The 22,185-nt window shown below is 30.6% G+C and carries 16 protein-coding genes; all 16 read right to left on the minus strand.

Features of this window, described 5'->3' with window-relative positions:
- Window positions 1–27: 27 nt before the first annotated feature.
- Window positions 28–753, minus strand: coding sequence for an LPS export ABC transporter ATP-binding protein (lptB, locus tag ACRC8M_RS11330; RefSeq protein ID WP_438529226.1), 726 nt, complete (start codon window positions 751–753; stop codon window positions 28–30).
- 9 nt (window positions 754–762) lie between these two features.
- The gene (lptC, locus tag ACRC8M_RS11335) at window positions 763–3,519 is read right to left on the minus strand and encodes an LPS export ABC transporter periplasmic protein LptC (RefSeq protein ID WP_438529227.1); all 2,757 of its coding nucleotides are present in this window, start codon (window positions 3,517–3,519) and stop codon (window positions 763–765) included.
- Between the two features lie 9 nt (window positions 3,520–3,528).
- Complete coding sequence (gene mutS, locus ACRC8M_RS11340) at window positions 3,529–6,153, minus strand: DNA mismatch repair protein MutS (RefSeq protein ID WP_438529228.1); 2,625 nt, start codon at window positions 6,151–6,153, stop codon at window positions 3,529–3,531.
- A gap of 14 nt (window positions 6,154–6,167) precedes the next feature.
- Complete coding sequence (gene dusB, locus ACRC8M_RS11345) at window positions 6,168–7,106, minus strand: tRNA dihydrouridine synthase DusB (RefSeq protein WP_438529229.1); 939 nt, start codon at window positions 7,104–7,106, stop codon at window positions 6,168–6,170.
- A 157-nt stretch (window positions 7,107–7,263) separates the two neighbouring features.
- Window positions 7,264–8,274 carry a tRNA (adenosine(37)-N6)-threonylcarbamoyltransferase complex transferase subunit TsaD gene (gene tsaD / locus ACRC8M_RS11350; protein ID WP_438529230.1) on the minus strand — a complete coding sequence of 337 codons (1,011 nt, stop codon included), beginning with the start codon at window positions 8,272–8,274 and terminating at the stop codon, window positions 7,264–7,266.
- Between the two features lie 103 nt (window positions 8,275–8,377).
- A complete protein-coding gene (gene pflA / locus ACRC8M_RS11355; protein ID WP_438529231.1) occupies window positions 8,378–9,103 on the minus strand; it encodes a pyruvate formate-lyase-activating protein in 726 nt (241 codons plus the stop codon).
- Between the two features lie 21 nt (window positions 9,104–9,124).
- Window positions 9,125–11,365, minus strand: coding sequence for a formate C-acetyltransferase (pflB, locus tag ACRC8M_RS11360; protein WP_438529232.1), 2,241 nt, complete (start codon window positions 11,363–11,365; stop codon window positions 9,125–9,127).
- Between the two features lie 184 nt (window positions 11,366–11,549).
- Window positions 11,550–12,275 (minus strand): lysophospholipid acyltransferase family protein, encoded by a 726-nt coding sequence (locus tag ACRC8M_RS11365; protein ID WP_438529233.1) that lies wholly within the window; start codon window positions 12,273–12,275, stop codon window positions 11,550–11,552.
- Window positions 12,269–12,829, minus strand: coding sequence for a regulatory protein RecX (locus ACRC8M_RS11370; RefSeq protein WP_438529234.1), 561 nt, complete (start codon window positions 12,827–12,829; stop codon window positions 12,269–12,271). The genes ACRC8M_RS11365 and ACRC8M_RS11370 overlap by 7 nt, the downstream gene beginning before the upstream one ends.
- Window positions 12,801–13,874: a recombinase RecA gene (gene recA / locus ACRC8M_RS11375; RefSeq protein ID WP_438529235.1), complete on the minus strand. Its 1,074-nt coding sequence runs from the start codon at window positions 13,872–13,874 to the stop codon at window positions 12,801–12,803. Before recA ends, ACRC8M_RS11370 begins: the two co-directional genes overlap by 29 nt.
- Window positions 13,875–13,880: 6 nt before the next feature.
- Complete coding sequence (locus ACRC8M_RS11380) at window positions 13,881–14,879, minus strand: glycosyltransferase family 9 protein (RefSeq protein ID WP_438529236.1); 999 nt, start codon at window positions 14,877–14,879, stop codon at window positions 13,881–13,883.
- Window position 14,880: 1 nt separating this feature from the next.
- Window positions 14,881–15,552, minus strand: a complete 672-nt coding sequence (locus tag ACRC8M_RS11385) for a lipopolysaccharide core heptose(II) kinase RfaY (protein ID WP_438529237.1) — start codon at window positions 15,550–15,552, stop codon at window positions 14,881–14,883.
- Window positions 15,552–16,565, minus strand: a complete 1,014-nt coding sequence (locus ACRC8M_RS11390) for a glycosyltransferase family 9 protein (protein WP_438529238.1) — start codon at window positions 16,563–16,565, stop codon at window positions 15,552–15,554. The genes ACRC8M_RS11385 and ACRC8M_RS11390 overlap by 1 nt, the downstream gene beginning before the upstream one ends.
- Before the next feature lie 2 nt (window positions 16,566–16,567).
- Window positions 16,568–17,593 (minus strand): glycosyltransferase family 9 protein, encoded by a 1,026-nt coding sequence (locus tag ACRC8M_RS11395; RefSeq protein ID WP_438529239.1) that lies wholly within the window; start codon window positions 17,591–17,593, stop codon window positions 16,568–16,570.
- Complete coding sequence (locus ACRC8M_RS11400) at window positions 17,550–18,338, minus strand: glycosyltransferase family 2 protein (RefSeq protein WP_438529240.1); 789 nt, start codon at window positions 18,336–18,338, stop codon at window positions 17,550–17,552. The genes ACRC8M_RS11395 and ACRC8M_RS11400 overlap by 44 nt, the downstream gene beginning before the upstream one ends.
- A gap of 124 nt (window positions 18,339–18,462) precedes the next feature.
- A complete protein-coding gene (nifJ, locus tag ACRC8M_RS11405; RefSeq protein ID WP_438529241.1) occupies window positions 18,463–22,047 on the minus strand; it encodes a pyruvate:ferredoxin (flavodoxin) oxidoreductase in 3,585 nt (1,194 codons plus the stop codon).
- Window positions 22,048–22,185 lie beyond the last annotated feature (138 nt).

The following is a 22,185-nucleotide window of genomic DNA, read 5'->3' on the forward strand; positions in this document are numbered from 1 at the left end:
TTCCTCCACTATATTTTTAAAATTTATTTAATCTAATTTAAAGTTTTCTCCTAAATATACTTTCTTCGCCATCGGGTTAGAAGCTATTTCTTCAGGAGTTCCACTTATTAATACTTTTCCATTAGCCATTATATATGCTTTCTCAGTTATAGACAATGTTTCTCTTACTGAGTGATCTGTTATTAGTATTCCTAGTCCTCTTTGTTTTAAATATTTTATTATCTGTTGTATATCCTCTACAGCTATAGGATCAACTCCAGCAAATGGTTCATCTAGCAATATAAAATCTGGATCATTAGCTATTGTTCTAGCTATTTCAACTCTTCTTCTTTCTCCACCAGAAAGAGAATATCCCATTGACTTTGCTACGTGTGTCAATTTAAACTCCTCCAGTAATTCTTGCATTTTTTTTACTTGCTCATCTTTTGGTAGTCCTTTCATCTCTAATATAGCTAATATATTATCTTCAACAGAAAGATTTCTAAAAATTGATGGTTCTTGTGCAAGATATCCAATTCCCATATCTGCTCTTTTATACATTGGATACTCTGTTATATCTACTTCATTAATAAAAACTTGACCCTTTTCAGGCTTAACTATTCCAGTTATCATGTAAAATGTTGTAGTTTTTCCCGCTCCGTTAGGTCCTAAAAGACCAACAATTTCGCCTTTTTTTACTTCTAAACTCACATCTTTAACTACTTGTCTTTTTTTATAACTTTTACATAATCCTTGAGCAACTATACTTCTCATAGATTCTCCTTATTTTTTTAAGATTTTATTATATCCTGAATTTATTTCATTTGCATTTGTTACACTTTTCTTCTCATTTGTCTTATAATCTATAAACACATTTCCTCTAGCTTTTATTTTGTTAGTTTTTGTATTATAATCTGCTTCATCAGATGTTATTACAGATTCACCATCGTCAACAACAACATTCTCTCTTAATTCAATTATGTTATCTTTATTTTTTATTTTAGCTTTTGTTGATGTTGCATTTAAAGTTTTATCTTTATCTTTTCTAACAATTACTACTTTTCCAACTAAATCAACAATCTCTGTATTTAGATTTCCTGTCATCATATTTGATGTAACCGTTGTTACTACTCCATCTTTATCTTTTAAAACTGCTTTAGTATTATCTTTTCCAAAAACTAATTTTTTTTCTGGTTGTATCTCTAAGTAATCTGAATAAAGAGTTGTCCCCTCTTTCTGAACCATTGCATTCTTTCTAATCTCGACCCTTTGAATTTGATTTTTACCTTGAGCATCTTTTTTAAAGTACGCTCTTACAAAATCTCCTTTAAACTCTACAGGTACCCCATCTTGATAGATTCTCCCAGAAACATTTCCAATAAAATCTAAATTCATATTATCTAAAGTTCCATCTACACGATCTCCTTTAAACTCTTCATTTAATTTTGATTTTATTAATACATTACTCCCTGTTAGATGACTTGTTTTTTTATCTAAAGTTCCACTATTCCCAAATATATCATAATCGCCATATTTTATTTCAAAAGCTTTTGGAGATTTTGCTATTTCTGTATTTTTATTGTACTCTAACTGATCTCCTTTTAAAGTCGTTTTTTCGTCTTTAATTTCTGCATTCTTTTCTAAAACAAAATTCCCTTGAGAAGTAAAGTACTTTATTATATCACTTTTTAAGGTATTCTTCACATCTTTTCCATTAAATTTTTCACCAGTGAATACTTTTTTATCAGTTTCGTACACTCCGTTATACATTTTTCCAGAACTTTTTTTAACAGTGTCTTCAAATATAATCTCACCTGGAATGTATATTTTTTGATCTTTTATCTGATAGTCTGCTGAATTAGCATTGGCTATTATATCTCCACTTTTTAAAACTACTTTGTCTTTTATTTTTACAAACTCGTTTTCTTTAAACTCACCACTCGTTGATATTATTTTAGTCTCACCTTTTTTATCAAAAGCCACTAAATCTTTTTCAACTAAACCTACTCCTGTTTTCTGATTAAAATCTAAATTTACTCCTTCAACAACATTATCTGTACTTACATACTTAAATTGACCAAAAGATTTAAATACCTCAGTTGTTAAATTATACTCTCCTTTTAACCCTTCAAAAGTATCCTTTTCCTTTTTTCTTTTTAAAACATATTTATTCGGTAAATACACATAACCTTTTTTTCCTAAATAATCTATTTTTTGACTTTCAAAAATATAGCTATCATTTTCAAAATAGGCATCTCCATCAACTAAATAACTATCCTCTTGTCTATCGAAATCAACTCTATTTCCTGAAGCATATTGATTTTCTACATTATTTTTTATACTTCCTTTCAATACATAACCTTTACCTGTAATTTTATTGTAAAAGAAATTCTCTCCTTTACTATTATATTTTTCACTAAAATATGTATATCCATCTTTTAAATATAGTTCGCCTGTTTCTGTTAAATAGATCAAATTTTTTGTTAAAATTTTATTTTCTGGACTTGTGTATTCTACATTTTTGTCGCTAATCAATTCTAACTCTTTTGTATCTATTGCATATATTGCCATATCTGTTAAAAGTTTTCCGCCATTTTTATCGCTACCTTGAACATTACCTTTTAAAACAAATTTTCTAGTGACTTTATTGTATACTCCATCATCACCTTTAAAAGAATATACTCCGTTAGTTCCTAATATTTTTCCATTAAAATTAATATTATCTCCACCGTCTGAAGTGATACTTTCCATATCTATTTTATAACCATCAGCTAGTACATATACATTTTTACTTATTTTAAAAGATTCTGTCTTATCGTTTAATACTAAATCATCACCATATAATTTAATACCATTATAATCTAACATAAATGAGTTCGAAGTAGTTAAAACATTTGTTTTCGTATCATATTTTAATCCTTTAAAGTTTCCACTTAGTATCCCAGATTCACTTCCAAAATTTGATCCAGATAAAAATGAATTCCCCTCTATATTTATAACCTTATCCTTGTCATTATATTTTGCATTCTCAGCTGATAATGTCATATTTTTAGTTTTAAATTTTACATCTCCAGATAAAACTACATTTTCCATTTTAGTATCACTTTTAAAATTTTTCCCTGATACCTCAATCCCCTCAGCTTTATTAATTGCTGTAACACCTATCGTAGATTCTACCTCTCCATTTTCTTTATTATACTTAGCTTCTTGAGTTTCAAACTCCCATCCATTTAAACTTTTCCCCAGAATATTAGATTTTAACAACAAATTTTTTCCTGCATCTAAAAAAGCATTATCTCCAGTTAGAACCATTCCATCAATTATAGCTTTTGCTTTTTCAAAAGTTGTTTCATTAGTCTTTAAAAAATCTTTCTGTTTATCAGCTTCAATATGATACCCATCAGTATCATAAATAGCTCCAGTAGTTTCCACTACCTCTTCTTTTTTTTCTATTTTCTTCTCATTACCGAAATAATTGAAATATCCTAAAACCAATACCGCCACTATAATAACTCTATAGGCTATTTTCTTTTTATTCATACCGCCCTCCTAGTTTAAAATACGTTTCAATTCATTTAACTTTAAAAAGGCATCAAGTGGTGTCATTTTATCCAGTTCAGCCTCTCTTAAAAGACGTAATACTATTTTTTCCTCATTTTCTAGCTGTATAATATTCTCTTCTTCTTTTTTTATAGGTTCCTCTTTTATTTCAGGTTCAAACTCTCCAAATAATATCAATTGTTCTTTTTTTACTTTTCTTTCTATTATCATTTTTCTATTTTCTAAAACTCTTAGCATCTCTTTTGCTCTATCTAGGATTTCTTTTGGTAATCCCGCTAGTCTTGCAACTTCTATTCCATAAGATTTATCTGCTCCACCTTTTACAATCTCTCTTAAAAATAGAATCTCTTTTTCATCCTCTTTAACTTCTATTCTAAAGTTTGCAGATTTATTTAGCTTTGATTCTAGTTGAGTCAATTCGTGGTAATGTGTTGCAAAAATTGTTTTAGCTTGAATATTATCATGAATATACTCTGTTATTGCTGTTGCAATTGAGATTCCATCAAATGTTGATGTTCCTCTTCCTATTTCATCTAATATAATAAAGGAATTTTTAGTAGAACTATTAACGATATTAGCAACTTCACTCATCTCTAACATAAATGTTGATTGCCCAGTAACCAAATCGTCGCTAGCTCCTATTCTTGTAAAAATTTTATCTACAATTCCTATTTTAGCATATTCTGCTGGAACATAACAACCCATATGTGCCATAATTAAAATTAATGCAACTTGCTTCATATATGTAGATTTTCCTGACATATTTGGTCCTGTTAAAATTATTAAATTTTTATCATTATTTAAAACGATACTATTTTTAACAAAATTTTCTCTTCCTACTAATTGCTCTACAATAGGATGTCTTCCTCCTATTATTTCTATATCTCCCTCTGTTGTTATCTCAGGCTTTATATAACCATTCTTTGTTGCTATATGTGCAAAATTTGTTACAACATCTAAATACGATAACTTATATGCTAATTCATGAAGTATACTTCTAAAGTTTTTTATTTTCTCAGAAATCTCTTTAAAAAGATGGTACTCTAAATTTTCTATTTTATCTTTAGCGTTTAGAACTTTTTCTTCATAAATTTTTAAATCTTCAACAATATATCTCTCTGCATTAGCTAAAGTTTGCTTTCTTATATAATCAGCAGGAACTAAGTGGATATTAGCTTTAGTTACTTCTATAAAATATCCAAACACTTTATTGTATTTTATTTTTAAACCTTTTATTCCTGTTCTTTCTCTTTCTCTATTTTCAATCTCTAAAATTGTATCTTTTCCATTATTTGATATATTGTGCAGTTCATCTAACTCAGCATTGTAACCATTTTTTATCATTCCACCTTCTCTAATAGAAAATGGAACCTCATCTTTTATACTACTTTCTATTAAGTTATATATTTCAATTAATTCATCTAAAGCTATCTCAAAAATAGGATTACCCTTTAGAGTTTTATATATCTCTAAGCTATTTAATATCGATTTTTTTAAAGCTACTAAATCTCTTGCATTTTCATTTCCTAAAACTAATTTTCCAATTATTCTTTCTATATCATATATATCTTTTAGTCTTTCTCTTACCTCTTCTCTTAAAAGAACCCCTTTATAAAAAAACTCGATATCTTCCTGTCTTTCAAGAATTACATCTTTTGAAGTTGAAGGATTTTTTAAAAAATGTTTTAATAATCTACTTCCCATAGAACTTCTACAGCTATCTAAAATCCATTGTAAAGTTCCTAGAACACCATTTTCTCTATTTGATGCTACAACATCTAAATTTCTTTGTGTTGTAAGATTTAACTCCATTATATTTTCGCTTCCTGTATAAACTATCTTATCTACAGGAATTTCATTTCCTTTTTGTAACTCTAATACATATTCTAAAACCATTGCAGCAGCTTCAATAGCTCCAACTTTATTATTCAAACCAAAACTATCTAAAGAGATAACTTTAAAATATTTTTTTAAAAACTCTTCGCTTTTTTTTACTTTTAAATAAGAACTAATATTTATTTTATTTAATTGAGCAAATTGTTTTAATTCCTTTTCTAAATCTACATACGAATTTTCATCTATCAAAACTTCTCTCGGAGATATTTTATTTATTTCTCCTAATATTCTGTACACGTAATCTTCTGTTTTCTTTTTCTCACTGGTTACAAATTCTCCCGTTGTTATATCTATATATGTTAAACCTATCGTTTCTTTTTTTACAACAATTCCCATCAAATAATTATTGCTTTTTTCATCTAAATATTCAGTATCTATTATTGTTCCAGGAGTTATTACTCTTACAACCTCTCTTTTTACAATTCCTTTAGTTGCTTTTGGATCTTCTACTTGCTCACATATCGCTACTTTATAACCTTTAGCTACAAGTTTACCTATATACCCAGCTGAAGAGTGATAGGGTATTCCCGCCAGTGGAACTTCTATTCCTTTTTCTTTATTTCTACTTGTTAATGTTAAACCAAGCTCTCTAGAAGCTATAACTGCATCTTCAAAAAACATCTCATAAAAATCCCCTAACCTAAAAAATAGGATATTATCTTGATTTTCTTTTTTTATCTCTTTATATTGACTCATTAATGGTGTATCTACTGACAAAAAATCACGTCCCTTTATTTTAAATTTTCCTTAGCTTTTTCTAATAGTGCTATTAACTCATCGTAGCTTTCTATCTGATTTATCGCTCCCTTTAATGCCGCTCCATTTCTTATTCCTTTTAAATACCAACAAAGATGTTTTCTAAGCTCAAATAAAAACTTTTTATTTGGATTGTCTAATTTCCCTTGAAGTGCATGTCTTATTGCCATGTCTAATCTCATCTCTGGAGTAACTTCTGTTATAACCTCTCCTGTTTCAAACTTTTCTCTAATCTGCTTTATTAGCCATGGATTTCCACATATTCCTCTGGCTAACATTATTCCATCTACTCCTGAATGCTTCACTCTTTCGTAAGCGTCTTCAGCTGTAAATATGTCTCCATTTCCAATAACCTCTATATTAACGCTTTCTTTTACTTCTTTTATAAGATCCCAATTTGCAGTTCCACTGTACATCTGCTCCCTTGTTCTTCCATGGATTGTGATGTGTTTACATCCAGCTTCTTCAGCTATTTTACCTACTAGTTTATGTTGCTTTAACCCTTTATAACCTACTCTAGTTTTTAAAGATAAATCTACATCCTCAGGTATAGCTTCTCTTATTTCACATAATATTCTTTTTATTTGATCAGGATCTTCTAATAAAGCTGCACCATATCCATTTTTTATAATCTTATTCACTGGACACCCTGCGTTTACATCTATATGTTTTACACCTAATTTTTCTGTTATATACTTTGCACTATAAACCATCTTCTCCACATCTTTACCAAAGATTTGAACAGCCTCACCATCTCTTATTCTTAAAATTTGATTTAAAGTCTTTTCGTTTTCCATCTCTAATGCATTTATACTAACCATCTCTGTAAACATCAAATCTGGTTTATAATCATCTAAAATTCCTCTAAATGTATAGTCTGTAACTCCTGCTAAAGGAGCAATATATATCTTCATTTTACCTCCAAAATTACACTTTGCTATCTAAAAATTTTACCATATTTTCAAGAGTTTTTCAATGTCAAATACCTCGTAGAGGGAGTCATCATAACTCTATTTTATTGCACTAAAATTATACCATAAAATTTAAAATACCCCAAAATTTGGGGTATTTTTAATCTTTCATTATATCTAATGTTGCTTTTCCATTTAATGTTAAATCTGCAAAAATAGGCTCTTTTCCATATTTCAATTTATAATATGCCGCTTCAGCTATCATTGCTGCGTTATCAGTGCAATACGTCATAGATGGATAGTTTACTTTTATTCCTATCCTACTTGCTCTTGCACTCAGTTCACTTCTTAATAAAGAGTTTGCTGCAACTCCACCCGCTATTACAATTTGTTTAACCCCTTTATCTTGAGCAGCTTTTAATGTTTTCTTACAAAGTATATCTACTACTCTCTCTTGGAATGAAGCTGATAAATCTTCAGGTTTAAACTCTTCTCCCTTCATTCTAGCTTTATTCACAGCGTTTATAACTGATGTTTTAATTCCTGAAAAACTAAAATCATATCCATCTACTTTAGGTTCTGGTATTTTTAAAGCATCTTTATTTCCCTTATAATAAAGCTTATCTACAATTGGTCCACCTGGATATCCAATTCCCATAACTCTTGCTACTTTATCATAACTTTCTCCAACTGCATCATCTAAAGTTGCACCTAAATTTATAAAATTATGTTTTTCATCTATATATACTATATTTGTATGTCCACCAGATACCACTAGGGCTATACATGGTAATTCTATACTATGCTCAATAAAGTTACCATAAATATGAGCTTTTATATGATGAACTGGAATTAAAGGAATGTCATGTCCATATGCCAATCCTTTTGCAAAAGATATTCCCACAAGCAGTGCTCCTATTAATCCAGGTGCATATGTTACAGCTATATAATCTACATCATCCATTGTTATTTTAGCTTCTTCTAAACTCTCTTCTAAAATTGTAGCTATATTTTTAATATGGTGTCTTGAAGCAATTTCAGGAACCACCCCTCCATACTCTTTATGTATATCTATTTGAGAAGAAATAGTATTAGATAAAACTTCTTTCCCATCTTTTAAAACAGCTATCGATGTTTCATCGCAAGATGTTTCTATTCCTAATATAATCATTGATTTCTCCTTTTATACTTTTCCTTAATTATATCATATTTTTTATTAAAATATATAAAAAACTACCTTAGAACTTTTATGTTCTAAGGTAGCCAAAACTTTATTATTTAACTGATAAACCTCTACTTTTAAATATGTTCTTTGCATTTTCAAATCTCTCAGCTGAAAGCTGTTCAACTCCTTTTAAAGGATAATCCATTCCAATCTTTTGCCATTTATATTCACCTAATGAATGGTATGGTAAAACTTCTACTTTTTCAAGATTATCAAAATCTTTTAAGTAATCAGCTAATTTTTCTAATAATTCATCATTATCAGTGATTCCAGGTACTACAACATGTCTTACCCACATTGGTTTCCCTATCTCCTTTAAATACTTTGCAAACTGAAGTGTTGGTTCTAATTCAACACCAGTTAACTCTTTATATTGTACTGGATCAATTGACTTTATATCTAGTAAAACAAGATCTGTATACTCCAAAGCTTCTTTAACCTTATCATTAAATAAATACCCTGAAGTATCAATTGCTGTATGTATACCTTCCTGCTTACAAAGTCTCAATAGCTCCTTTACATATTCAGGTTGAGTTAACGGATCGCCACCTGTCACCGTTACCCCTCCTGTTTTAATAAAGTTTTTATATCTACAGATCTCTAAGAAAGTTTGTTCAGGAGTTTCCAAGAATTTTGCATCCTCTCTTTTCCAAGTATCACAGTTATGACAATATTTACATCTTAAAGGACACCCCTGTGTAAACACCACATATCTAATACCTGGTCCATCTACAGTTCCAAAACTCTCGTGTGAGTGAATAAATCCCTTTTTCATTTCTTAGCACATCCTTTTTTATTACATATTTCCGTTAATTGTTCTTGAAATAACGTCTAATTGTTGCTCTTTTGTTAATCTTACAAAGTTAACTGCATATCCAGATACTCTGATTGTTAATTGAGGGTACTTCTCAGGGTTAGCCATTGCATCCTCTAATAACGCTCTATCAAATACGTTAACATTTAAGTGTTGTCCTCCATCAGCTGAGAAGTATCCATCCATTAATCCTACTAAGTTAGCTACTCTTTCTTCTCTAGTTTTTCCTAAAGCTCCTGGAGTTATAGCGAATGTGTAAGAAATTCCATCTTCTGCATGGTGGAATGGTAACTTAGCTACTGAAGCAAGTGCTGCTACTGCTCCTCTTGTATCTCTTCCGTTCATTGGGTTAGCTCCTGGAGAGAATGGAGTTCCTGCTGGTCTTCCACAAGGAGTAGTTCCTGTTTTCTTTCCATAAACTACGTTTGAAGTAATTGTTAAGATTGATTGTGTAGCTTTTGAGTTTCTGTAAGTTTCATGAGTTCTGATGTAGTTCATGAATTTCTCCATTACTTCAACTGCTAATTTATCTGTATTATCATCGTTGTTTCCGAATGCTACATATTCTCCTTCTCTTACGAAGTCAACAGCAATTCCTCTCTCATCTCTGATTACTCTTACTTTTGCATCTCTAATAGCTGCTAATGAGTCAGCAACAATTGATAATCCAGCGATTCCTGATGCTTGAGTTCTTAAAACTTCTACATCATGAAGAGCCATTTCAAATGCCTCATAAGAATATTTATCGTGCATGTAGTGGATAACTTTTAGAGCGTTGATATATACTCCTGCTAACCATTTTAACATTAAGTCATATTTTTCCATTACTTCATCAAAATCTAAATACTCGGAAGTAATTCCTTCAAATTTCGGTGCTACTTGTGCTCCTGATTTTTCATCTCTTCCACCATTAATAGTGTATAATAAAGCTTTTGGTAAGTTTACTCTAGCTCCGAAGAATTGCATTTGCTTTCCTATTTTCATTGGAGAAACACAACATGCGATTCCATAGTCGTCTCCTAACTCAGGTCTCATTAAATCATCATTCTCGTATTGGATTGCTGATGTATCTATTGAAACTTTAGCACAGAAACTCTTCCAGTTTGCTGGAGATTTTTGTGACCATAATACTGTTAAGTTTGGTTCTGGAGCTGGTCCTAAGTTATAAAGAGTATTTAAATATCTGAACGCTGTTTTAGAAACTAAAGTTCTTCCATCTACTCCTTCTCCTCCTAAAGCTTCAGTTACCCAAGTTGGATCTCCTGAGAATAAATCATTGTACTCTGGAGTTCTTAAGAATCTGATAATTCTTAATTTTATGATAAATTGATCAATTAAATCCTGAGCTTCAGTCTCAGTGATTAATCCTTTTGCTAAATCTTTCTCAATATAGATATCTAAGAATGTTGCAGTTCTTCCAACTGACATTGCTGCTCCATCTTGATCTTTTGTAGCTGCTAAGTATGCAAAGTATACCCATTGTACAGCTTCTTTTGCGTTTGTAGCTGGCTTAGTTACGTCAAATCCGTAAGAAGCACACATTTTAACAAATGCTTTTAACGCACCAATTTGCTCTGTTATTTCTTCTCTTTTTCTGATGATTTCTTCAGTTAATTCTGGAGCTTCAGCCTTCTTTAATTCGAATTTTCTCTCTTCGATTAATCTATCTACTCCGTATAGAGCTACTCTTCTGTAGTCTCCGATTATTCTTCCTCTTCCGTAAGCATCTGGTAATCCAGTTACGATTCCTGATTTTCTTACAGCCTTCATATCATCTGTATATGCTGAGAAAACTCCTTCATTGTGAGTTTTTCTATATTTTGTAAAAATCTCTTTTGTTATTGGATCAATTTCATATCCATATGCATTTAAAGAGTTCTCAACCATTCTTAATCCACCTTTTGGATAGATTCCTCTCTTTAATGGTGCATCTGTTTGTAGTCCTACGATTGACTCGTTGTCCTTTGAAATGTAACCAGGTCCATAAGTAGTTATTGATTGAGGAGTTCTAGTTTCTGCATCATAAACACCTTTTGCAATCTCTTCTTTGAACATTTCTGTTAACTTTGACCAAACAGCTTTTGTATTTTCAGTAGCTCCAACTAAGAATGACTCATCCCCAGTATATGGTGTGTAGTTGTTCTGAATGAAATCTCTAACATTGATTTCTTTCTTCCATAAGTTCCCTTTGAAATCTGACCAGTAAGATTGTAAGTTTTCCATCTTTATTCCTCCTGAGTGGATTATAAATAATATATATTCCAATTATATTTTTCGTTTAAGCCCTGTTAAGCTCAACTTAATTTTCAAGGAGATTATAGCATAAATAATAATTAGTGTCAAACTTTTCCCAAGTTTTTAACGATTAATTTTATACTTATTTAGTGGTTATTTTTTACTTATTTTTCTATTGCATTTCTTTAACTACCAATTCTCGAACAATCTCACTAATGTTTTTATTATTTTCTTGATTTATTTTTCTCAAATCTATCGGTTTTCCTACAGTTAATCTAACTTTTCTATTTGGCTTCATCAGAATACTTTTTCTATTTTGAACAAAAAAGGTTCCATCTATTGTTAACGGTAAAATAATACCATTGGTTTCTGTAGCTAATTTAAAACTTCCTTTTTTAAAGTTTCCTATCTCTCCTGTTAAAGTTCTTTCACCTTCTGGAAAAATTACAGTTGGATATCCTTGTTTAACTATTTCCACTGCTTTTCTTATACTTTTTATCCCTTCTCTTGGATTAGATCTATCTAAAAATATGCAGTTACTCATTTTCATCCACATTGAATAAAAAGGCCAATTTTCCATCTCTTTTTTAGCCACAAAACCTACAGGAATACTTAAAGCTGTAACTATAACAGGGATATCTAAGTTGCTGGCATGATTTGCTACAACTACTATTCCATCCTCTAACTTCATTTTTTTATATGCAACCTCATCTAAATATACTACTTCTAAATCTATTTGAGCTGCCTTCACTATTCTTTCAGAAAGTTTTTTCAACTCTTTTCTTGCGGCAAACGGAGCTTTATCGTTGGACATTTTCTTTATTTTATTAGCTTTAAATAACGTTAAATATATAAAATTTAGTAGTGCTACTAATGTAACTTTTATTAATGTTAACATTCTTCCTCCCTTTTTTTGATTATAACTCTTTTTATATCGCCATATGAAAACCCTTTTCTCATAAGAGAGGCTATTTTTTTCTGATCCTCTTTTTCTCCCAGTTTATCCCAAGCTTTAGATAACTCTTCCAATTCATCTTCCTCTTCATAAAAACTTAGTGCCTCTTCTATAATTTCAGAAGTTATTCCTTTTAATTTTAAATCATATGCTATTTTTTTCTTTCCACACTTTTTATTTTTTATATATGATATAGCAAACTCTTTATCATCAATATAACCAGCTTCTTCTAATCTTTTTATAACTTTTATTATTGGATTCTTCTCCCAATATTTTTGTAATAATTTATTGTATATCTCTTTTTTAGTATAGTCTCTTTTAGCTAAATAATAATATGAAGCAGAGAGAGCAGCTAACTCTAACACTTGTAAGTATTCCTCGTGAGATAGCTCCTCTCTCCTTTTTAAATCATATTTATTTACTATTTCATTATTTAGTCCTATACTCAATCCATTTTCAAAAAGATACTTATTCTTCAGTAATCTCTTCAGTTTCAATTTCTTCTTCCTCTGATGCATGAAGTACTATTGTATTTTTTTCTAGAAGTTGGTTTATTTTTTCTTCAATCGCTGCTAATAATTCTGGCTCAGTTTCTAATCTAGCCTTTACATTTTCTTTTCCTTGACCTAGTCTAATATCACCAAAACTGAACCAAGCTCCAGATTTTGCAACTATATCATTATCTAAAGCCATATCTAAAATTTCTCCTACTCTAGAAATTCCCTTACCATACATAATTTGGAATTTAGCTTCTTTAAACGGAGGAGCTACCTTATTTTTTGTAACTTTTACTACTGTTTCATTACCTATAGCTTCTTCACCTTGTTTTACACTTCCAATTCTTTTAACTTCCATTCTTATTGAAGAGTAGAACTTAAGAGCTTTTCCACCTGTTGTAGTAGTTTGAGGTCCAAAACTAAATCCACCAATTTTATCTCTAACTTGATTTATAAATATCATTGTTGTCTTTGATTTATTTATAGAACCTGTCAATTTTCTTAAAGCTTTTGACATTAATCTAGCTTGAAGTCCCATTTGCTGATCTGACATCTCTCCATCAATCTCCGCTTTTGGAACTAAAGCTGCTACAGAGTCAACAACTATGACATCAATTGCCCCTGATCTAACTAACATATCTGCAATCTCTAACGCTTGCTCTCCAAAATCTGGCTGTGAAATTAATAACTCTTCCACATCTACACCTAAAGCTTTTGCATAAACTGGATCTAAAGCATGTTCAGCATCTATAAATGCAGCTACTCCTCCCATTTTTTGTGCTTGAGCTACTATATGTAGTGCTATTGTTGTTTTTCCTGAACTCTCTGCACCATATACTTCTATAATTCTCCCTCTAGGAACTCCTCCCAACCCAAGAGCTAAATCTAAATTTATACTTCCTGTTGGAATAACTTCAATATTCATACCTTGGTTTTCTCCAAGTTTCATTATTGATCCTTCTCCAAAATCTTTTCTTATCTGTTTTAACGCAGTTTCTAGAGCTTTTGATTTATCTGTTGTTGTATCTACTGATTTTTTTGCCATATTCAATTACCTCCCATTTTTTTCTATTACTTCCATTACCATTTCTGCACTTAATTTTTTCATACAATTAAAATGTTTTTGTGGGCATATTTTATCACCATGTAAACTACAAGGTGAACAAGGTTCATTTAAATAGATTAGTACATTTTTTTCATCATATTCAAACATCCCTGGACTAGTTGGACCAAAGATAACAAAAGTTGGACACTTAACTCCTCTTGCTATGTGAAATGGTCCAGAATCATTTGTAACCAAAAATCTAGCTTTCGAAAGCAATGCTCCACTCTCTTTTAAAGTTAATTTTCCAGCTAAATTTATAGCAAATCCATCTGCAAGATTTTTAATCTCCTCACACATTTCATATTCACTATTTGATCCTATTATAATTGGTTTCTTCCCATATTTATTATAAAGTAGTTTTGATAATTGTGCAAACCCTTCTTTAGTCCATTTTTTAGTTTCCTTTGAAGCTCCTGGGGCTATCATAGGAACATTGTCATATTCTATACAAAGTGTTTCTAATTTTTCTAAATCTTTTTTTTCAAAACTAAAAGTTAAATCCTCACCGTTATACTCCAATCCCAAAACTTTAAAAGCACCAAAATAATTTTTAATAATTGTATCATCAACTTTATATTTTATTGCTTTAGTTTTAACTAGAATACTTTTTAATAAACTTCTTTTTTTATACGTATATGTTTTATTTCCAATTGTACTACTTATAACTTTTGATCTCACTTTAGCATGTAAATCAAATACATAATCATAATTATTTAATTTTAGCTTTTTTCCAAATGCTATCATATTTTTTAAACCATCATGCTTTTTTTTATTAAATAAAATTAAATTATCTATATAAGGACATCCTGATATTGCATCTTTAAAATTTTCCATAACTAAAAAATCTATAACTATATCTGGATACTTTTTTTTCAGTTCCTTTAAAACAGGAGTAGTCAATATCACATCTCCTATAGAACTAAGTCTTATTATTAAAACTCTCAATTTATCTTTCCTTTCCTCGAATTGCTTTTTTCACTCTTCCAATCCAATGCAGGTAACTATTTAAACTTTTTGCTAATTTATAACTTAGAGTATTTTTATCATAAATATCAATCTCTTTGTGACAACTTTCTTCTAAATATATAAATTCGTATGCCTCCCCTGCTTTTCCATATTTATTTTTCATTAATTTTGCATCTATTAAATAAATTTCATTATTCTCTACTATAAAATTGCTCAATTGAGAATCTCCATGTAAATAACCTCTAGCATGTATTTTTCTCAATTCTTTTTCCACTATTTTTAAATCTTTTTGAGTTGCTGGTTTTCCAGATAAATATGAACTCACTAAAAATGAATCAACACATATTCCAAAAATTTTTCTTTCCCAATACATTATAGGAATAGGTCCTTTAAAACCATTTTCTTTTATTCTTAAATAATTTTCATATTCTCGTTTACTTTCACTTCCCCTAATTAGAGACGTTATTCTTTGCCATATACGATTATTCTTTTCTTTAGGAATTTTATAAACATATTTATTTCCATCAATATCAATTAATATAACTTTACTTCTATCATCATCTTTTAAATTTTTAATAATTTGAAACTCTTCTCTTTTAATTTTATTAACTAAATTAAAATCTACTTCACCATTACATAATATTTTTTCCATTACACCCTCTTCAAAATTTGTAGAATTTTTTCATAGACTTGTTTTGGCTTTATATCTAACATACATTTAAAATGACCTTTTGGACACTTATCTCCTCCATGTATTGCACATGGTCTACAAGAAAGATTTTCAACTTCTAAAACCTCACTATTTTCACTCCATGGGAAAAACCCAAATTCTTTTACTGTTGGTCCAAAAATTGCAAGGATTGATGTTCTCTTAAAAGCTGATGCTATGTGTATTGGTGACGAATCATTTGTTAAAACTATTTTTACCCTTTTTAAAACTTCTGCTAATTCTAGTAATGTTGTTTTTCCTCTTAAGTCTAAAACACCTTGCTGAACATTTACATTTAAATGTAACTCATCTCTACCACCAATAACAACAACTTTAGTTCCATTTTTTACCAGCAAATCAATTACTTCATTAAAGTATTCTAAAGGCCACTTTTTTGTAAACCACTTACTTCCAGGAGCTACCGCTATAATCTCTTGATTATTAAAATTATTTTCCCTCCAAATCATATCGACTACATCAATATCTTTTTTATTTGGATACAACTCTATTGGATATTTTTCCCTTGAATTATCTGGAACCTCTCCCATAAATGACAATAATTTATCCACTTCATGTTTACTCTTATCATAGTTTATTTTATCAGTGAATAAACAAGATCCACTTGCTATATCATAACCAACCCTCTTAGGAGATCTTGTTAACCATGCTAAAATAGAACTTCTTAAATATCTATGAGGTGTTAGAACCAAGTTGAAATTTTCATATCTCAATCTTCTACCTAAGGCTAACAGTCCTTTAACTCCTGAATGACTTCCTCTTTTATCATATTCTATTATCTCAGTTATATTTGGATTATTTCTCAAAATAGTGGCACCAATAGGAGTAGTTACATAAGTAATTTTTGATTCTGGGTATACCTCTTTTATTCTTTTTAATAACGGTGTTGATAAAACAATATCTCCTATAAAAGCTGTATGTATTACTAATATTTTCACGCTTATCTCTCCAATCTATCTATTATTGCCTGAACTATTTTTTCTTTGACATTTTCATTATAAGAATCAAAATCTTTGTGCTTATAATTTTCCTTTACATTTTCATCTGGTATTATATATGTAACATCTTCATTTCCAAAAATACCCCATCTTTTAGGGCTTTGAGTTGGTTTTTTAGGATATAAAGCTACTATACTTTTTTGTAAAGAACCCGCTATATGAGTTGGCCCTGTTGAGCCACCAAAATAAACTTTAGCTTTATTTATTACTGCTCCTATATTTAAAAGTTCTCCTCCATTAGCAAAAAGGTATACTCTTTCTCTTCCTATTTTTTCTAATAGTTTTAACCCTCTCTCTTCATCTGAAATATGTGCTGTTACAATTATATCAACATTTTTTTCTCTATCTATAACTTCTTTTAATATATCTGCATATTGCTCATCTGTTATATTTTTTGCAGAACCACCCATGAAAGGATTTACAACTAACGCTTTATCTCCAATACTATTGTCTTTGAAAAACTTTTCAGCAGCCTCTAAATTACTTTTATCCAAAAAAATCTGAGTATTTATCTCAATTCTATCTTCAAAAAGTTTTTTATCAAGTTTTTTTATTAAATCTAAATTATATTCTGCTTCATGTTTTATTGATTTAGACCTTTTTTGCAAAACCCCTTTATTAAATGTAAAAAAAGATTTTATTTTTGATAATGGTCCTATTTTTATTTTAGCTTTACTTGCTTTTGCTAGTTCCATTACAAAATTATCAACATATAATGCTATGAAAACATCAGCATTAAAATATTTTATTTTCTCTAAAAGTTCTTTTTGTCTATATCTGTCTATTTGAACAACTCTATTTATATATGGTAGATTTTTTACTATATTATAATTATAATCCCTCACTAATAAAGTTATTTCAGCTTCTGGATACATTTTTCTAATCATAAAAAAACTAGGAATTGATAGAATTAAGTCACCTATTTTATCCGTTCTTGCTATTATTATTTTTTTGTAAGTATGAGCCATTCCTATACATCTCCCTCAGTTTAAAATATTTTATCATAGAATACATCGAACTCGTTGATGCTATGACAAAGCCTTCAATACCATCTAAAAATCCTAATCTAAAGATGTACATTTTCAAAAATTTGTATAATGGATTTATTAATATGTCTAATATGCTTACTTTTTTATTTTTTTTATAATAGTCCTTTGCACCTTCTGTTGTATATCTATTAAATCTATTAAAATAATCTTCCATAGTTAAATATGAATGATGATATATATTCTCCTTTATTTTAAAAATCTCTTTATTTGTTTTAAACTCTTCATGAACCATATTATCATTAAATATTCCAGATCCTTTTTTAAATAATCTTATAGCATAAGATGTTCCCCACCCACCATACTTTATCTCTTTTCCAAAACAAACTGATAATCTATTTATTTTAAAAATCTCTTTTTTAGTATCTGCGTTTGATGTTATTTCTACTATCTTTTTTTTCAGCTCTTTTGATATCTCTTCATCTGCATCTATATTTAAAATCCATTCACTTTTACACTTTTCTATAGCTGAATTTCTTTGAGGTCCATAACCTTTCCAAGGTTCTGTATAAAATTTTGCACCAAATTCTTCGGCTATACTCTTTGTAGCATCTGTTGACCCACTGTCTACAATAACTATTTCATCCGCCAATCCTCTAACTGATTCTAAAGTTTTTCTTAATATTTTTTCTTCATTAAAGGTTATCATTGCAACAGATATTTTCATTTTTTCACCCTTCCTTTTTTACTCTTCACTCTTAATTATACCAAATTATATGCTAATTTACAAAAAAGTTTTGTAACAAAAAAAGAGATAAGGTATTTCTACCTTATCTCTAAATTTCAAAGAATTACTTAGCTTCAGCTGTGAAGTCTAATGATGCAAGTCTTTGATATTGTCTCCATCTTCTTTGAGACTCTGATTTATTTTTAGCAAATAAATCTTTTGCATGCTCTGGCTTAGATTTTGCTAATGTAGCATATCTAACTTCTCCCATTAAGTAATCGTTATAATTATCCCAGTTAGGTTCTTTACAATCGATTTGAAGAGGATTCTTTCCTTCCTTCTCTAATAATGGATTATATCTGAATATTGGCCAGTATCCACACTCAGTTGCTCTCTTCATCTCAAGTTGACTGTTACCCATTCCATTCTTTAATCCATGACTTATACATGGTGCATAAGCTATGATTAATGATGGTCCTGGATACGCCTCAGCTTCAGCTATTGCTTTTAAGTATTGAGCTTGGTTAGCACCCATAGATACTTGTGCAACATAGATATGTCCATAAGACATTGCGATAGCAGCTAAATCTTTCTTCTTATTAGGTTTTCCTGCAGCTGCGAACTTTGCTACTGCTCCTGTTTGAGTTGACTTAGATGCTTGTCCTCCTGTGTTAGAGTAAATCTCAGTATCCATTACTAAAACATTAACATCATCTGAAGAAGCTAAAACGTGGTCTAATCCTCCATAACCGATGTCATAAGCCCATCCGTCTCCTCCAAATATCCATTGTGATTTTTTAACAAGATATTGCTTTAACTCTAAAATTTCTGTTGATACTCCACAGTTACATGCTTCTAAAGCTGGAACTAATCTATTTCTAATTTCTTTAGTTTTATTTCCATCTGCTCTATTTTCAATCCACTCAGCAAACATTGCTGCAACTTCTGGAGAAACATTTGCCATGTTCTCTTCCATTATTGTTTGAATTCTATCTCTCATTGTTTCAACAGCTGTTGCCATTCCGTATCCAAACTCTGCGTTATCCTCAAATAATGAGTTACCCCATGATGGTCCTTCTCCACAGCTATTTGTTGTATATGGAGTTGATGGTGCTGATCCTCCATAAATTGAAGAACATCCTGTAGCGTTAGCTATCATCATTCTGTCTCCAAATAATTGAGTTATTGCTTTAATATAAGGAGTTTCTCCACATCCTCCACAAGCTCCGTGGAACTCGAATAATGGTTGTGCAAATTGTGATCCTTTTACTGATGTTTTAGGCATAAACTCATCTTTATATGTTACTTCGTTGAATAAGTAATCAGCATTTTCTTGCTCTCCTTTTTCAACCTCTTGTCCAATAGGTACCATAACTAAAGCTTTCTCTTTAGCTGGACATACGTTAGCACATAGTCCACATCCTGTACAATCTAATGGAGATACTTGAATTTTATACTCTAATCCTTCTAACCCTTTTCCAATTGGAGCTTTTGTTTTTAACTCGTTTGGTGCTCCTGCTTTTTCCTCAGCTGTCATTAAGAATGGTCTTATAACTGCGTGTGGACAAACATAAGAACATTGGTTACACTGGATACAGTTTTCAGATTTCCACTCAGGAACGTTTACTGCAACTCCTCTTTTCTCGAAAGCTGTTGTTCCATTCTCAAATGTTCCATCTTCATATCCTAAGAATGTAGAAACTGGTAACTCTTCTCCTTTTAAAGCATTTATAGGATTTGCAATTTTCTCTACAAATGACTCTAATTTAGATTTAGATGTAGATCCACATCCACATCCTGTACAAGAACAAGCTCCTTTTTCTTCAACAACTTCAGTTGTTAAGTTAGCCCATGAAGGATCAACTGTAATTTGAACTAATTCTCCAGCTCCTTTATCGATAGCCTCATAGTTCATTTTAACAATTGCGTCACCTTTTGTAGAATATGACTTTTCAGCATATTGCTTCATGTAAGTTTGTGCATCTTCAAATGGAATAACATCTGCTAATTTAAAGAATGCTGATTGCATTATTGTGTTAGTTCTTCCTCCTAATCCAATTTCTGCTGCTAATTTATTAGCGTTTATGATATAGAACTTAGCATTTTTCTCTGCTAATTGTTTCTTAACTGAGTTTGGTAAATGAGCTATAACCTCATCTTTATCCCATACACAGTTTAATAAGAATGTTCCACCTTGCTTTAATCCACCAATCATATCATACTGAGTTAAGTACGCAGGTACTGAACAAGCCACGAAGTTTGGTGCAGATACTAAGTAAGTTGATTTAATTGGATGCTTACCAAATCTTAGGTGAGATCTTGTTGATCCTCCAGATTTTTTTGAGTCATATGCAAAATATCCTTGTGCATATAAATCTGTTTTGTCTCCAATTATTTTAATTGAGTTTTTGTTAGCTCCAACTGTTCCATCTGATCCAAGTCCGAAGAATAAGCACTCTCTTACTCCCTCTGCTCCTGTTTCAATATGAGGTCCAACTTCAAGAGATTTATAAGTAACGTCATCAACGATTCCCACTACAAATCCATCTTTTGGCTCAGCTTGCTTTAAGTTGTCAAATACAGCTTTCATTTGAGCTGGTGTTGTATCTTTTGAAGATAATCCATATCTTCCACCTACGATTACTGGAGCGTTTTCTTTTCCGTAGAATAACCCTCTAATATCCATGTATAAAGGCTCTCCTAATGCTCCAGGCTCTTTTGTTCTATCTAATACAGCAATTTTCTTAACTGTTTTAGGGAATACGTTGAAGAAGTATTCAGCAGCGAACGGTCTGTATAAGTGAACATTTATAAGTCCTACTTTTTCTCCTTTTCCTACTAAATAATCAACTGTTTCTATTAATGTTTCGCAAACAGATCCCATAGCAACAACAATATGCTCTGCATCTGGTGCTCCATAATAGTTAAATGGCTTATAATCTCTTCCAGTTACTTTTGAAATCTCTTCCATGTAATTAGCTACAATTGCAGGTACTGCATCGTAGAATTTGTTTTGTACTTCTCTAGTTTGGAAGTAGATATCGTCGTTTTGAGCTGTTCCTTTTGTTACTGGGTGCTCTGGGTTTAAAGCTCTTTCTCTGAAAGCTTTAATAGCATCCATATCAACTAATCTCTTGAATACATCAAAATCCATTACTTCAACTTTTTGAATTTCGTGTGAAGTTCTAAATCCATCAAATATATTCATGAATGGAACTCTTGATTTAATAGCTGCTAAGTGTGCAACTCCTGATAAATCCATTACTTCTTGTACTGAACTCTCAAATAACATAGCAAATCCAGTTTGTCTAGCTGCATAAACGTCTTGGTGATCACCAAATATTGATAACGCTTGTGCTGCTAACGCTCTTGCTGATACGTGGATAACTCCTGGTAAAAGTTCTCCTGCTATTTTATACATATTAGGCACTTTTAATAGTAATCCTTGTGATGCTGTATATGTTGTAGTTAAAGCTCCTGCTTGTAAAGATCCGTGAACTGTTCCAGCTGCTCCTGCCTCTGATTGCATTTCAACTACTTTTACTGGAACTCCAAACATATTTTTCATTCCTCTTGATGCCCACTCGTCAGTGTACTCAGCCATTGGCGATGATGGAGTTATTGGATAAATACCTGCTACTTCTGTAAAAGCATATGATGCATATGCTGCAGCTTGGTTACCATCCATAGTTTGCATTTTTTTAGCCATTTGAATTGTCCTCCCTTTTTTAATTGACTCTAAAGTTAACTCTATTTTACGAGTATTCTTATTAATTGTCAATTAAAGTTCTCGATTTTTTTAAGAAATTTTTAAACTAATTCAACCAAATATAATTTTTTACTGACT

This window comes from Cetobacterium sp., assembly GCF_051653945.1.
GTDB lineage: Bacteria > Fusobacteriota > Fusobacteriia > Fusobacteriales > Fusobacteriaceae > Cetobacterium_A.

What these genes read in the sequence shown, in the direction of transcription:
- lptB (WP_438529226.1), bottom strand. Translation starts at nt 753, where the DNA reads ATGAGAAGTATAGTTGCTCAAGGATTATGTAAAAGTTATAAAAAAAGA.
- lptC (WP_438529227.1), bottom strand. Translation starts at nt 3,519, where the DNA reads ATGAATAAAAAGAAAATAGCCTATAGAGTTATTATAGTGGCGGTATTG.
- dusB (WP_438529229.1), bottom strand. Translation starts at nt 7,106, where the DNA reads ATGAAGATATATATTGCTCCTTTAGCAGGAGTTACAGACTATACATTT.
- tsaD (WP_438529230.1), bottom strand. Translation starts at nt 8,274, where the DNA reads ATGATTATATTAGGAATAGAAACATCTTGCGATGAAACATCGATAGCT.
- pflA (WP_438529231.1), bottom strand. Translation starts at nt 9,103, where the DNA reads ATGAAAAAGGGATTTATTCACTCACACGAGAGTTTTGGAACTGTAGAT.
- pflB (WP_438529232.1), bottom strand. Translation starts at nt 11,365, where the DNA reads ATGGAAAACTTACAATCTTACTGGTCAGATTTCAAAGGGAACTTATGG.
- ACRC8M_RS11365 (WP_438529233.1), bottom strand. Translation starts at nt 12,275, where the DNA reads ATGTTAACATTAATAAAAGTTACATTAGTAGCACTACTAAATTTTATA.
- recA (WP_438529235.1), bottom strand. Translation starts at nt 13,874, where the DNA reads ATGGCAAAAAAATCAGTAGATACAACAACAGATAAATCAAAAGCTCTA.
- ACRC8M_RS11385 (WP_438529237.1), bottom strand. Translation starts at nt 15,552, where the DNA reads ATGGAAAAAATATTATGTAATGGTGAAGTAGATTTTAATTTAGTTAAT.
- ACRC8M_RS11395 (WP_438529239.1), bottom strand. Translation starts at nt 17,593, where the DNA reads ATGGCTCATACTTACAAAAAAATAATAATAGCAAGAACGGATAAAATA.
- ACRC8M_RS11400 (WP_438529240.1), bottom strand. Translation starts at nt 18,338, where the DNA reads ATGAAAATATCTGTTGCAATGATAACCTTTAATGAAGAAAAAATATTA.
- nifJ (WP_438529241.1), bottom strand. Translation starts at nt 22,047, where the DNA reads ATGGCTAAAAAAATGCAAACTATGGATGGTAACCAAGCTGCAGCATAT.